The organism is Lentzea sp. JNUCC 0626, assembly GCF_043632865.1.
Lineage (GTDB): Bacteria > Actinomycetota > Actinomycetes > Mycobacteriales > Pseudonocardiaceae > Lentzea.
The window spans coordinates 1,012,114-1,024,993 of record NZ_CP171635.1; the positions used below are offsets into that span (position 1 = coordinate 1,012,114).

The window sequence follows — 12,880 nt, forward strand, 5'->3', positions numbered from 1 at the left end:
ACGGTAGTGGTGACGGTGTGCGCCGGCATCGTTCGCGGGTGTGACTGACGGGTCATCCCGCAGGACGACTCACTTGAGCAGCAGGCGGACCGTGAGTTCGAGGCGGTTCGCGACGTCCGTGGCGGTGGCGCGGCGGGTGACCCAGGCGACCAGGTTCGACAGCCACACGTCGCCGATCACGCGGGCGATGGCCTTCTGCTCGTCGGTCGGGGCGTCGTCGCTCATCGCCTTGGTGAACATGCTCTCCATCAGCCACGAGACCTTGTCGATCTCGGCGCCCGCGCTGGCGTCGGCGAAGGTGAACGCGCGCGTCATCGCCTCGGTGAGGTGCGGGTTGCGCTGCAGACCGCGGGTGATGCGGCCGAGGACGAACAGCACGCGCTCGTACGGGCTCTCGCCGGGAACGGTGGTGCGGTCCATCTTCTCCTGGGCGCGCTCCAGTTCCACCGCGAGGCTCGACACGAGCAGGTGGACCTTCGAGGGGAAGTAGCGGTACAGCGTGCCCAGTGCCACGTCCGCGCGGTCGGCCACGGCACGCATCTGGACGGCGTCGAACCCGCCCTTGGACGCCAGCGCGATCGTCGCGTCGACGATCCGCTTGCGGCGCTCGCGCTGGGCGGCCGAGCTGAGCTCGTCGCCCGCCATCAACGCGTCCGTGCGCGACTTCGAAGGTGACACGGAGATGATCCTCCTGAAACGTGTTGCAGCTGCCCCCTCATCATACTCGATCGGTTTCCCGGCCATGATCTGTTGCTCGAAATAGAACACGTTCTATAAACTTCTTCACGTACTGGAGGAGGCCGCATGCCGATCGCCACGACCGGGGACCAGCGCGCGTTGCGCGACAGCGTGGACGCCGCCGGGGACGAGTGGGCTGATCTCGTCAAGGTCGGGTTCTTCGAGGTGACGCGGGAGGGCGGCACGGTCGCCGATCTCGCGGTGATGCTGGAGCGGGCGGCCGAGAACCTGGTGCCGGGGCCGTTGCTGCCCACGGCGCTGGTGTCGGTGCTGCTGCCCGACTTCGACGGGATCGCCGGGTTCGGGTTCTCGTCTCAGCAGGTGGTCGGTGCCGCCGAGGCGACGCACCTGCTGGTCAAAACGGACAATTGGATGCTGGTGCCGGTGTCCCAGGTTTCGGTGACACCACTGGAATCCGTGGACCACTCACGTTCGCTCGGCGCGGTGCGGATCGACGGGCCGGGGCAGGAGGTGAGCGATCCTGCCGACCTCGCGGTGACGCTGATGGCGGCCGAGGCGAGCGGGGTGGCGGCGTGGTGCCTGAACACCGCCGTGGCGTACGCGAAACAGCGGCAGCAGTTCGGGCGTGTCATCGGCTCGTTCCAGGCCGTGAAGCACCTCTGCGTGGAGATGCTGTGCCGCGCGGAGCAGGCGTCGTCGGTCGCGTGGGACGCGGCGCGGTCGGTGGGGGAGGACGAACACCCGCTGGCGGCTGCGGTCGCGGCGGCGGTGGCGTTCGACGCGGCGGTCCGCAACGCCAAGGACTGCATCCAGGTGCTCGGCGGGATCGGCTTCACCTGGGAGCACGACGCGCATCGGTACCTGCGGCGGGCGTTGGCGTTGCAGCAGCTCGCGGGCGGTGTGGCGCACTGGCGCCGCCGGGTTGCCGCGCTGGCTCTCGAAGGTGCGCGGCGGTCGCTCGCCGTTCAGGTCGAGTCCGATCCAGAGGTGCGGGCGTTCGCCGAGGAGATCGCCGGGCTGGACCCCGCCGGTCAGCGGGAACGGTTGGCCGGCAGCGGTTTCCTGGTGCCGGGCTGGCCCGCGCCGTACGGTCAGGACGCCGACCAGGCGCGGCAGCTGGTGATCGACAGCGAGTTCGCGCGAGCGGGGGTGCGGCGGCCGGACCTGATCATCGGCGGCTGGGCCGGGCCGACGATCCTCCGGCACGGGACGGCTGAACAGCAGGAACGGTTCGTGCCGCCGACGTTGGACGGCTCGCTGACCTGGTGCCAGTTGTTCAGCGAACCCGAGGCGGGCTCGGACCTGGCGTCGTTGCGCACCAAGGCGGAACGCGTCGACGGCGGCTGGCGGCTCACCGGGCAGAAGGTGTGGACGTCGCTCGCGCACGAGGCCGACTGGGCGATCTGCCTGGCCCGCACCGACTCCAGCGTGCCGAAGCACAAGGGCATCACCTACTTCCTGGTCGACATGCGCTCCGACGGCGTGGACGTGCGGCCGTTGCGGGAGATCACCGGCGACGCGCGGTTCAACGAGGTCTTCCTCGACGGCGTCTTCGTGCCGGACTCGTGCGTGGTCGGCGAACCCGGTGACGGCTGGAAGCTCGCCCGCACGACGTTGGCCAACGAACGCGTCGCCATGGGCTCGTCGCTCGGCGAGGCGCTCGAACAGATCCTGAGATCACCCGCCGCACCGGACCACGCCGAACGGCTGGGTGCGCTGGTGGCGCAGGGACTCGCGGTGTCGGTGCTGGACCTGCGGGCGAGCCTGCGGGTGCTGAGCGGGCAGGAACCGGGCGCGGAGTCGAGCGTGCGCAAGCTCGCCGGCGTGCGGCAACGGCAGGACGTCGCGGAGTTCGCGGTCGACCTGCTCGGCCCGGACGCCGCCGTCGAGGGCCCGCTGATCTACGAGTTCCTGCTGACGCGGTGCCTGAGCATCGCGGGCGGTACGACGCAGGTGCTGATGAACCTCGCCGGCGAACGGATTCTCGGTCTACCGAGGGAGCCCTGATGGATTTCCAGCTCGACGAGACCCAGCAGGAGATCGCCGCGCTGGCGGCCGACGTGCTGGGCAGGGAGAGCGACACACCCTGGAAGGCGTTGGGAGAGGCCGGACTGCTGGCCCTCGCCGTGCCGGAACGCCTCGGTGGTGACGGGCTCGGCGTGCTGGAGACGGCCGTGCTGCTCACCGAGGTCGGACGGCGGGCGGTGGACGTTCCGGCGCTCGCGACGCTCGCGTTGGGTGTGTTGCCGATCGTGACGTACGGGACCGAGGAGCAGCAGAACTCCTTGCTGCCGTTGGTGACCGAGCAGCACGGGGTGCTGACGGCGGCGTTGAGCGAGCCGTCTCGGCCGTTGCCCGGCTCGCCGGAGACGACGGCGGGACCGGACGGCATCACCGGCGTGAAGATCACCGTGCCGTACGCCGCCGAGGCCGTGCGGATGCTGGTCAGCACGGACAGCGGGGTCTTCGTCGTGGACCCGGCGCAACCCGGTGTGTCCGTTGTGGACGACACCGTGAGGTTCGAGAACGCCAGGGGAGACCTGCTCGCCGGCGCCGACGTGCGGAGGTTCGCGCTGGCCGGAGCCTGCGCGGTCGCGGACGGCGTGCTGGCCGGTGCCCTCGACCTCACCGTGAAGCACGTCGGCACGCGCCACCAGTTCGGCAAACCCCTGGCGACGTTCCAGTCGGCCGCCGCGCTGGTCGCGGACGTCTACATCGCCTCCCGCACCCTGCACCTGGCCGCGGTGACCGCCGCCTGGAGCCTCGACGACTCCGACCTCGACACGGCGGCCTACTGGCTCGCGGCCGAAGCGCTGCCGGCCGTGCACAACTGCCACCACCTGCACGGCGGCCTCGGGCTCGACATCACCTACCCGATGCACCGCTACTACGGCATGGCCAAGGAGCTGACGCGGTTCGTCGGCGGAGTCGAGCACCGCTTGGGGGCCATCGATGTTCATTGATCTCAGCGCCGCACAACGCAAGCTGCGCGACGAGTTGCGCGAGTACTTCGCGAACGTCATGTCCGACGCCGAACGCGAGGCGATGCTCACCGAACGGCACGGCACCGTCTACCGCGAGCTGGTCAGCAGGCTGGGCCGTGACGGCAGGCTCGGCGTCGGCTGGCCCGTCGAGTACGGCGGCCTGGGGTTCGGCCCGGTGGAACAGCAGATCTTCGTCAACGAGGCGGCGCGCGCGGACGTGCCGTTGCCGTACGTGACGCTGCAGACCGTCGGCCCGACGCTCCAGACGTACGGAACCCAGGAGCAGAAGGACTTCTTCCTGCCGAAGATCCTGAGCGGCGACCTGCACTTCGCCATCGGCTACACCGAACCGGACGCGGGCACGGACCTGGCCGCGTTGCGCACCAAGGCCGTTCGTGCCGACGAGGGCTACGTCATCAACGGCCAGAAGACCTTCACCACCGGCGGTCACGACGCCGACTACGTGTGGCTCGCCTGCCGCACCGGCGCCGCGGACTCGCGCCACAAGGGCATCACGATCCTGATCGTCGACACGACCGACCCCGGCTACTCGTGGACGCCCATCATCACGTGCGACGGCGCCCACCACGTCAACGCCACCTACTACAACGACGTGCGCGTCCCCGAATCCCGCCGCGTGGGCGAGGAGAACAAGGGCTGGCGCCTCATCACCACCCAGCTCAACCACGAACGCGTGATGCTCGGCCCGTCCGGCCGCATCGGCGCCCTGATCACCCGAGTCCACGACTGGGCCTCGTCGCGCGGCTTGCTGGACGAACCGGACGTGCGCCGCGCGTTGGCCGAGGCACGAGCCGTCCACCGGGTGAACGAACTCCTCAACTGGCAGGTCGCGAGCGGCGAACTCGAAGTGGCCGACGCCTCCGCCACCAAGGTGTTCGCCGCCGACCGCACCCAGCGCATCGGCCGACTCCTCGAAGAACTGGTCGGCCGCCACGGCGCTGACGCGGAGTTGGTGCGCTGGCTGGACGTCCAGGCCCGCCGCAACCTCGTGCTGACGTTCGGCGGCGGCGTGCAGGAGATCCAACGCGAACTGATCGCCAACATCGGGCTGGGCCTACCGCGGGTGGTGCGATGATCGACATCGAGAAGGAAGCGGCCCGCATCGCCGAACAGGGCGAGTGCGCACCCCGGCTGGCGCGCGACCCGGTGAACCTGCCGATGATCCGCAACTGGCTGGAAGCCATCGGCGACGAACACCCCGGCTACACCGAGGTGGCGCCGCCCGCGATGGTCCAGGTGTGGACGATGGCGGGCCTGCACGGCCAGCGCACCCTCGACGACCCGCTCGGCGCGATGATGACCGTGCTGGACGAGGCCGGGTACACGTCGGTGGTCGCCACCAACTCCGACCAGACCTACCACCGGTATCTCGAGGTGGGCGAGCAGCTGTCGGTGACGACGAGCCTGGAGGACGTGACCGGGCCGAAGCGGACGGGTCTCGGCGAGGGCTGGTTCGTGACGACCCGCAGCACCTGGTGGGTGGGCGACGAGGCCGTGGCGGAGATGCGGTTCCGGGTGCTGAAGTTCAAGCCCGCCAACGCGCCTGCCGCTGGGTCGGAACCGAAGGCTGAACCTGCGCAACCTCAGGCCATTCGTCCTTCCGTCAACCGCGACACCGAGTACTTCTGGGAAGGCACCCGTCAAGGCGAGCTGCGCGTCCAACGCTGCGGCGGCTGCGGCCTCCTGCGCCACCCACCCGGCCCGATGTGCCCGGAATGCGGCGCCACCAAGCCGAAGTACCTCGTCTCGGAGGGCTACGGCCTCATCTACAGCTACGTCGTGCACCACCACCCGCAGGTGCCGGGCAAGCAGACCCCGTTCGTCATCGCCCTGATCGAACTCGACGAGGGCGTGCGGATGCTGGGCGAGTTCGACGGCGAGCCCAGCGTCGGGCAACGCGTCGAGGTCGTGTTCACGAAGGTCGACGACGACCTGACCATGCCGAGCTGGAGGCCCCGTGCGGATCGGTGATTCCCTGCCCGAGTGGCACGTCGAGGCCACGCCGACGTTCGTGATCAGCACCGCGCTGGCCACCCGCGACTTCCAGGACGTCCACCACGACCGCGACCTGGCGATCCAGCGCGGGTCGAAGGACATCTTCATCAACATCCTCACCACCACCGGCCTGGTGCAGCGCTACGTCACGGACTGGGCGGGGCCGCGAGTGCTCGTGCGGCAGGTGAACATCAAGCTCGGCGCGCCCTGCTACGCGTACGACACGTTGAAGTTCTTCGGCCAGGTCGTCGGACGGGAAGACCAGGACCTGACCATCGAGGTCGTCGGCCGGACCGACCACGGTGACCACGTCACCGGAACCGTGAAGATCGAGGTGCCCGCGTGAACGCCGCCATCGTCGGGATCGGGGCGACCGACTTCTCGAAGGACTCCGGCCGCAGCGAACTCCAGCTCGCCGCCGAGGCCGTCAAGGCGGCCATCGAGGACGCCGGGCTGACACCGTCCGATGTGGACGGCCTGGTCAGCTTCACCATGGACACCAACGCCGAGATCGCCGTCGCCCGTGAGCTGGGCATCCCGGAGCTCACGTTCTTCAGCCGAGTCCACTACGGCGGTGGGGCGGCGTGCGCGACCGTCCAGCAGGCCGCGATGGCGGTCGAAACAGGCGCCGCGAAGGTCGTGGTCTGCTACCGGGCGTTCAACGAACGCTCCGGGCACCGGTTCGGGCAGGTCCAGACGGCGGCCGCGGCCAACATCGACAACAGCTGGTCGTACCCGATGGGCCTGGGCACACCAGCCGCGATGGTCGCGATGTTCGCTCGCCGGTACATGCACGAGTACGGCGCGACGAGCGAGGACTTCGGCCGGATCGCGGTGATCGACCGCAAGCACGCCGCCACGAACCCGAACGCCTGGTTCCACAACCGGCCGATCACCCTCGACGACCACCAGGCGTCGAAGTGGATCGCCGAACCGCTCCGGCTGCTCGACTGCTGCCAGGAGAGCGACGGCGGAGTCGCCCTGGTCGTCACGACCGCAGAACGAGCCCGGGACCTGCCGGCCAAACCCGCCCACGTCAAGGCGGCGACGCAGGGCAGCAGCGTCGACCAGTTCACCATGACCAGCTACTACCGCGACGACCTCACCAGGCTGCCCGAGATGGGGGTGGTGGCCAAGGGCCTGTGGGAGCGCTCGGGCATCGGACCGTCCGATGTGGACGTCGCCGTGCTCTACGACCACTTCACCCCGTTCGTGCTGGTCCAACTCGAAGAACTGGGCTTCTGCGGCAGGGGAGAGGCCAAAGACTTCATCAAGACCGGCGCTCTGGAACTGGACGGCAGCCTCCCGCTCAACCCGCACGGCGGTCAGCTCGGCGAGGCCTACCTGCACGGCATGAACGGCATCGCCGAGGGCGTGCGGCAGCTGCGCGGCACCGCGGTGAACCAGGTCGGGAACGTGAACCACGTCCTGGTCACCGCCGGCACCGGCGTCCCGACGAGCGGCCTGGTCCTCGGCGGGGAGGCCTAGACTGACCGACCATGACCGCGTTGCACGTGAGCAACGGCGACAGCACCGACGTGCCGGGTACCGGGCTCGCCCAGCAGGTCCTGTACTGGCGTGACTCGCTGCACGAAGGCCCCGTGCCCGAGGTGGGGCCTGAGGAACTGCGCGGGATCAGGGCCCGCTTCCTGACCGAGGATCTCGCCCTTCTCGCCGAACGCGACCGGGTCCTGGAGGCGGCCAGGGACGGCGAGTACGTGCTGTGGTTCGAAGCCGACCTGTACGACCAGTTGCAGATCATCCAGATCCTCGACCGCCTGGCCGGCCTGGGCGTCGAGCCGGAGCGCATCACACTGATCTGCATCGGCGAGTACCCCGGCATCGCCCGGTTCGGCGGGCTCGGTGAGCTGACGGCGGACCAGCTGCGGGAGCTGCCCGCAACGAAAGCATCAGCGGTGCTGACCTCGGACGCGCTGGAACTGGCCGTCGACGCCTGGGCGGCCTTCAGGGCGCCCGCCCCCGATCGCCTCGCGGAAATCGCCGCCCGCCGCAGTGGCGAACTGAGGTTCCTCGGCGAGGCGTTCGACCGGCTGGGCCGTGAGTACCCGTCGACCAGGGACGGGCTGTCGCTCACCGAACGACGTGTGCTGGCCGCCGTCGCGAGCGGGGCCACCGACGCGGGCACGGCGTTCGTCCGCGCCGCTGCCAGGGAAACACGCCCCTACCTCGGCGACACGTGGTGCTACCTGATGATGGAACGGCTCGCGCTCGCGCCCGTCCCGCTGCTCACCGCCTCGGACGGCAGGATCACCTGCCACACCCGCCTGAGCCTGACCGACGCAGGGGCGCAGGTGCTCGCGGGCAGGAGGGACCACGTCGGCGTCGACCGGTGGATCGGCGGCGTCCAGCTTCCGGGCTGGCGCTGGGACGAAGGCGCCGAAGTCGTCATGCCGTGGTGAGCACCGCGTCCGCGAGCACGGGACGGTCTCCCGCGAACGTCGTCAGCACCAGCTGCCCGCCGTCCCGCCACACCCGCGTGGTCAGCGTCTCGCCGGGGAACACCACGCCGGCGAACTTCGCCCCGAACGACCGCACCTGCTCCGGTCCGTCCAGCACGGCGTCGATCACCGCCTTGCACACCACCCCGTACGTGCACAGCCCGTGCAGGATCGGTGCGTCGAACCCGGCCCGCACCGCGAACTCAGGATCGGCGTGCAGCGGGTTCCGGTCGCCGCACAACCGGTACAAATATGCCTGCTGCGGCAAAGTGGGCGTCTCGATCACGAAGTCCGGTGCGCGCGAAGGCACCTCGACCTTGCCCGACGGCCCGCGCTCGCCCCCGAACCCGCCCTCGCCACGGGCGAAGATGCTCGACCGGGTCGTGAACAACGCGGTGCCGTCAGCGGTGAACGCCGTCGCCTCCTGCACGATCACCGCGGCCTTGCCCTTGTCCCACACGTCCGAGATCCGCGTCCGCAACACGGCCTCACCCGAAACAGGCAACGGGTAATGCACCGTGATCTCCTGCGTCCCGTGCAGCACCCGAGCGAGATCGATGTCGACGCCCGGAAACGACACGACCGGAGCGGCCGTCTCGTGGAACCGCGGCGCCACCACCCCGAACGTCGGCAAGACCCGCAACCCCTGCTCATACACGTACCGGAGTTCGGTGGCGCCCAACGCCAGGTGGTACAGCAGCACGTCGGACTCGGACCAGGAGAACTTGACCTCGGGCAACTCCGCCCCGACGGCGACGGCGGGATCGATCGGCATTCAGGCGCCCCTCACTCGTAGGTGATCTTCACGTTGTCGGTGACCGGAACCGACTGGCACGCCAGCACGATGCCCTCGGCGATGTCCTCGGAGTCGAGCACGTCGTTGTTGAGCATCTTGACCTCGCCCTCGACCAACCGGCACGCGCACGCGCTGCACGCACCCTCCCGGCACGAGTAGGGCGCGTCGAGTCCCTTCTCCAGCAACAGGTCCAGCAGCTTCGTCCGCGCTGGCCACGGAAACCGGTGCTCCTCGCCGTCCAGCGACACCTCGACCACCGCGTCGGGCCGGTCGTCGACCGCCACGACCTCGGCCGAGAACGGATCACTCGACAACGACACGAACTTCTCGACGTGCACCACCGCAACGTCGTGCAACGCCTTGCGCGCGGCCTCCATGAACGGCCCGGGCCCACAAACAAAAGCCTCGTCGCAGGTCCGCGCAAACGCTCGCAGTCCAGCCACCGAGGGCAGTCCTTGCACCGACTCCAACCAGTGCACGACCGTGAGCCGCTCCGGGTGCGCACGAGCAAGCTGATCCAACTCGCGAGCGAAGATCACCGAGGCTTCGTCCCGGTTGGCGTAGAAGAGAAAAACCCGCCCCGACCCCTGCAACAGCACCGACCGGATGATCGACATGACCGGCGTGATCCCGCTCCCGGCCGCGAACGCGACCACCGAGCCGTCCAGTGACGCAGGCGTGAACACCCCGGCCGGCGCCAGCACGTCGAGTTCCATGCCCTCCAGCAGCGAAGAGCACATCCACACCGACCCGTACCCGTCCGGCGTCCGCTTCACGGTGATCTTCAACGGCTCGCCGGGCGCGCTCGACAACGAGTAGCAGCGCGCCACCTCGCCGGCCCGCACGGTCAGGAACTGCCCTGGCTTCACCGGGAACGACGCCCCGGACAGCACGAACGAGCGCGCGTCGGCGGTCTCCTCGATCACGGCGTCGACCCGGAGCCGGTGCACCTCAGCCATCGGCGACCTCCAGCGTCCCCTCGCGCACGGCCTTCTCGATGCTGTCGCGCAACCGCAGGCACGTCGGCACCAGCGCGGACCGCGCCCCGCACAGCTCCACGCAGGTCGCGGTGTCGGACAGCCACTGCACCGACGTGTGCTGCGGGCTGTTCTTCTTCACCAGCACCCGGTTCCCGCAGTCGCACCCCACGGGAACCATGCCGCCCACCAGGAACTCGTCGCGCTCGCTCACGTCGCCTGCTCCTGCGGTTGCTGCTTGGCGAGGTTCTCGGCGACCTCCTTCTCCCAGACCTCGATGGCCCGGCTGGTGTCGACCTCGAACTCGAAGCGCCGCGTCATGTCGTCGGACACGTCCTCGACGTCGACGTAGAACTGCTCGTACCAGCGCCGCAACTGATAGACCGGGCCGTCCTCCTCGCACAGCAACGGGTTGTCGATGCGCGACTTGTTCTGCCAGATCTCCACGTCCTGCAGGAACCCGACGCCGATGCCGCGGGCGAACTTCGCCGCGATCTTGTCGGCGTGGACGTCGTCCACCCCGGGCAGCTTCTTGACGATCGCGCCCCACTGGAGCCGGAACGACGTCGGTGAGATCGGGTAGTGGCAGTTGATCAGCACCGTCTCGATCTCAAGACCCTTGTAGTCGTTCCACAGGTAGTCGATCATGTACGACGGCCCGTAGTACGCCGCCTCGGACCGCACCTCGACGTCACCGGTGTAGTTCGAGCCCATCGCCACGTCCGGACGGCCGCGCGTGGTCAGGTACTGCGCGGCGACGTGGCCCTCCATCACGTTCTTGAAGTACGTCGGGAACGCGAAGTGGATGTAGAAGAAGTGGGCCATGTCGACGACGTTGTCGATGATCTCGCGGCAGTTCGCGTTGTCGATCACGACCGAGTCCCAGGTCCAGTTGCTCCACTCGTTCGAGAACGCCGCGTCGATGCGCGGGATCGTCACGTGCTCCGGCGGCGGGTTGCCCTGCGGGTCGTTCCACACGAAGAGCTGCTTGTTCTCTTCCAGCGTGATCCACGACCGGGTGCGCGCCCGCAGCGGAACCCGCTTGGCGTAAGGGATGTCGACGCACTTGCCGTTGCCCGCCCAGCGCCAGTCGTGGAACGGGCAGGCGATGTTGTTGCCCTTGATCGTGCCCTGGGTGAGGTCGCCGCCCATGTGCCGGCAGTACCCGTCCAGGACGTTGATCTTGCCGTCCTCGGAGGCGAACACCACCAGCTTCGTGCCGAACGCCTCCACCGGGTGGGGTTTGCCGTCGCGGAACGCGCTGGCGAGGCCGAGGCAGTGCCAGCCGCGCGCGAACCTCGCCGGAGGGGCGCCCGCGTCGATCGTCCGCACACCGTCCTGCGTCATCGCTCTCCTCCAGAGATGTCGAGGCCGGCGAGGTATCCGAACGTCATCGCCGGTCCGAGGGTGGCGCCCGCGCCCGCGTAGGTGTGGCCCATCACGGACGCGCTGGTGTTGCCCGCCGCGTACAGGCCCTCGATCACCGAGTCGTCCTCGCGCAGCACGCGGGCACGGGTGTCGGTGCGCAGGCCGCCCTTGGTGCCGAGGTCACCAGGCACGATCCTGACCGCGTAGAACGGGCCGGTGGTCAGCGGCGCGAGGTTGGGGTTGGGCTTGTTGCGCGGATCGCCGTAGTAGCGGTCGTAGGCGCTGTCGCCGCGCCGGAAGTCTTCGTCCCGGCCGTCCACCGCGAGAGTGTTGAAGCGCCGGACGGTCTCGGTCAGTTCCGGCAGATCGGCCTGCTGCGCGAGTTCCGCGAGGCTCGGCGCGGTCAGCACGGACTCCTTCCAGCGCCGGGGGAGCGGCCGCCGCGGCGGGATGCCGCAGAACGGGTAGCGGCTGCGGTAGGAGTGGTCGAAGACGAGCCAGGTGTCGCCGGTCATCGCGTTGACGACGTCGATGTAGGGCGCGGCCTCGTTGACGAACCGGCGTCCGGTCTTGTCGACCAGCACGCAGCCGGGCAGCGACCGTTCAGCGAGCAGGAAGAACGGCCCGCGCGGCAGCGGCACCGACGGGCCCCACCAGGCGTCGTCCATCAGCCCGACGGCCGCGCCGGCGCGTTGACCTGCCTCGATGCCGTCGCCGGTGTTGGCCTTCGCGCCGACCGTCCACTCCGTACCGATGTTCTGGTGCTGCTTGCGCATCTGCTCGTTGTGCTCGAACCCGCCGGCCGCCAGCACGACGTGCTTCGCGGTGATCAGCTTGTCGCCGGTGAGAACGCCCGCGACCTTGCCGTTCTCGAAGTGCAGGTCGGTCATCGCGGTGTTGAGCCTGATCTCGACGTCCAGCTTCTGCAGACCGGCTCGCAGGCCTGCCGAGAGCGCCTGGCCCATGGTGAGGCGGCGGCCTGGCAGGAACCGGCGCGCGAACACCTTGGCGGCGGTGACGATGCCGCGCGGGTGGCGGCCGATCAGCGTCAGCCACTTGTAGTCGGTCTGGGTGATCACGATGCCCGCGGGCGTCGGCACGTACGGCGGTTCGAGGTTCTTGACCTCCTCGCCGAGCAGCGAGACGTTGAACGGCAACGGCTCGACCGAACGGCCGCGCGGCTGCCCGCCCGGCGCCTCCGGGTAGTAGTCGGAGTACTCGCGCACCCAGCGGAACTTCAACGGCGTGTGCTCGGTGATGAAGGCCAGCATGTCCGGCCCGCCGCGCAGGAACGCCTCGCGCAGGTCGGCCGGCGTCTCGGGCGCGATGTGCGCGAGATAGGTGCTGGCGCGGTCGGCCGAGTCGGGCACGCCGTTGCCCGCGACCACGGCGTTGCCCGGCACCCAGATGCCGCCGCCGGACCGCGCTGTCGAGCCGCCGAAGTGCGCGGCCTTCTCGATGATCAGGGTCTTCAGGCCGTGTCGAGCGGTGCAGAGCGCGGCTGTCATACCCGCCGCGCCGCTGCCGACGACGATCACGTCGTACATCGCACCTCCCCGGAAGCTCAGACTAGAACAGGTT

Annotated in this window: 13 protein-coding genes; 7 read left to right on the plus strand and 6 right to left on the minus strand. The window is 69.3% G+C overall.

All coding sequences use genetic code 11. The annotated features are described in order from the left end of the window. Window positions 1–69: 69 nt before the first annotated feature. Window positions 70–645 (minus strand): cholesterol catabolism transcriptional regulator KstR, encoded by a 576-nt coding sequence (gene kstR, locus JNUCC0626_RS04595; protein ID WP_394621970.1) that lies wholly within the window; start codon window positions 643–645, stop codon window positions 70–72. 159 nt (window positions 646–804) lie between these two features. On the opposite strand from kstR, the gene JNUCC0626_RS04600 reads away from it, so the two are divergent. Genes JNUCC0626_RS04600 through JNUCC0626_RS04630 form a run of 7 tightly spaced genes read left to right on the plus strand, consistent with a single transcriptional unit; the run spans window position 805 to window position 8,119 of the window. Further along, the gene (locus JNUCC0626_RS04600) at window positions 805–2,706 is read left to right on the plus strand and encodes an acyl-CoA dehydrogenase family protein (RefSeq protein ID WP_394618385.1); all 1,902 of its coding nucleotides are present in this window, start codon (window positions 805–807) and stop codon (window positions 2,704–2,706) included. Then, window positions 2,706–3,662 (plus strand): acyl-CoA dehydrogenase family protein, encoded by a 957-nt coding sequence (locus JNUCC0626_RS04605; protein ID WP_394618386.1) that lies wholly within the window; start codon window positions 2,706–2,708, stop codon window positions 3,660–3,662. The genes JNUCC0626_RS04600 and JNUCC0626_RS04605 overlap by 1 nt, the downstream gene beginning before the upstream one ends. Beyond that, complete coding sequence (locus JNUCC0626_RS04610; RefSeq protein WP_394618387.1) at window positions 3,652–4,779, plus strand: acyl-CoA dehydrogenase family protein; 1,128 nt, start codon at window positions 3,652–3,654, stop codon at window positions 4,777–4,779. The genes JNUCC0626_RS04605 and JNUCC0626_RS04610 overlap by 11 nt, the downstream gene beginning before the upstream one ends. Continuing rightward, window positions 4,779–5,675, plus strand: coding sequence for a bifunctional MaoC family dehydratase N-terminal/OB-fold nucleic acid binding domain-containing protein (locus JNUCC0626_RS04615; RefSeq protein WP_394621971.1), 897 nt, complete (start codon window positions 4,779–4,781; stop codon window positions 5,673–5,675). The genes JNUCC0626_RS04610 and JNUCC0626_RS04615 overlap by 1 nt, the downstream gene beginning before the upstream one ends. Beyond that, a complete protein-coding gene (locus tag JNUCC0626_RS04620) occupies window positions 5,662–6,045 on the plus strand; it encodes a MaoC family dehydratase (protein WP_394618388.1) in 384 nt (127 codons plus the stop codon). The genes JNUCC0626_RS04615 and JNUCC0626_RS04620 overlap by 14 nt, the downstream gene beginning before the upstream one ends. After that, entirely contained in the window at window positions 6,042–7,187 is a 1,146-nt protein-coding gene (locus JNUCC0626_RS04625) for a lipid-transfer protein (RefSeq protein WP_394618389.1), read from the plus strand. The genes JNUCC0626_RS04620 and JNUCC0626_RS04625 overlap by 4 nt, the downstream gene beginning before the upstream one ends. A gap of 11 nt (window positions 7,188–7,198) precedes the next feature. Continuing rightward, window positions 7,199–8,119, plus strand: a complete 921-nt coding sequence (locus tag JNUCC0626_RS04630; RefSeq protein WP_394618390.1) for a hypothetical protein — start codon at window positions 7,199–7,201, stop codon at window positions 8,117–8,119. Here JNUCC0626_RS04630 and JNUCC0626_RS04635 read toward each other — a convergent pair. From JNUCC0626_RS04635 to JNUCC0626_RS04655, 5 genes are read right to left on the minus strand one after another with little or no spacing between them, the layout of a single operon-like run. Continuing rightward, window positions 8,106–8,933 (minus strand): MaoC/PaaZ C-terminal domain-containing protein, encoded by an 828-nt coding sequence (locus tag JNUCC0626_RS04635; protein ID WP_394618391.1) that lies wholly within the window; start codon window positions 8,931–8,933, stop codon window positions 8,106–8,108. The two genes, JNUCC0626_RS04630 and JNUCC0626_RS04635, sit on opposite strands and share 14 nt — an antisense overlap. 11 nt (window positions 8,934–8,944) lie before the next feature. Further along, complete coding sequence (locus tag JNUCC0626_RS04640) at window positions 8,945–9,913, minus strand: 2Fe-2S iron-sulfur cluster-binding protein (protein ID WP_394618392.1); 969 nt, start codon at window positions 9,911–9,913, stop codon at window positions 8,945–8,947. Then, window positions 9,906–10,145 (minus strand): hypothetical protein, encoded by a 240-nt coding sequence (locus JNUCC0626_RS04645; RefSeq protein WP_394618393.1) that lies wholly within the window; start codon window positions 10,143–10,145, stop codon window positions 9,906–9,908. Before JNUCC0626_RS04645 ends, JNUCC0626_RS04640 begins: the two co-directional genes overlap by 8 nt. After that, the gene (locus JNUCC0626_RS04650; RefSeq protein WP_394618394.1) at window positions 10,142–11,278 is read right to left on the minus strand and encodes a Rieske 2Fe-2S domain-containing protein; all 1,137 of its coding nucleotides are present in this window, start codon (window positions 11,276–11,278) and stop codon (window positions 10,142–10,144) included. The genes JNUCC0626_RS04645 and JNUCC0626_RS04650 overlap by 4 nt, the downstream gene beginning before the upstream one ends. After that, the gene (locus JNUCC0626_RS04655; protein ID WP_394618395.1) at window positions 11,275–12,846 is read right to left on the minus strand and encodes an FAD-dependent oxidoreductase; all 1,572 of its coding nucleotides are present in this window, start codon (window positions 12,844–12,846) and stop codon (window positions 11,275–11,277) included. Before JNUCC0626_RS04655 ends, JNUCC0626_RS04650 begins: the two co-directional genes overlap by 4 nt. Window positions 12,847–12,880 lie beyond the last annotated feature (34 nt).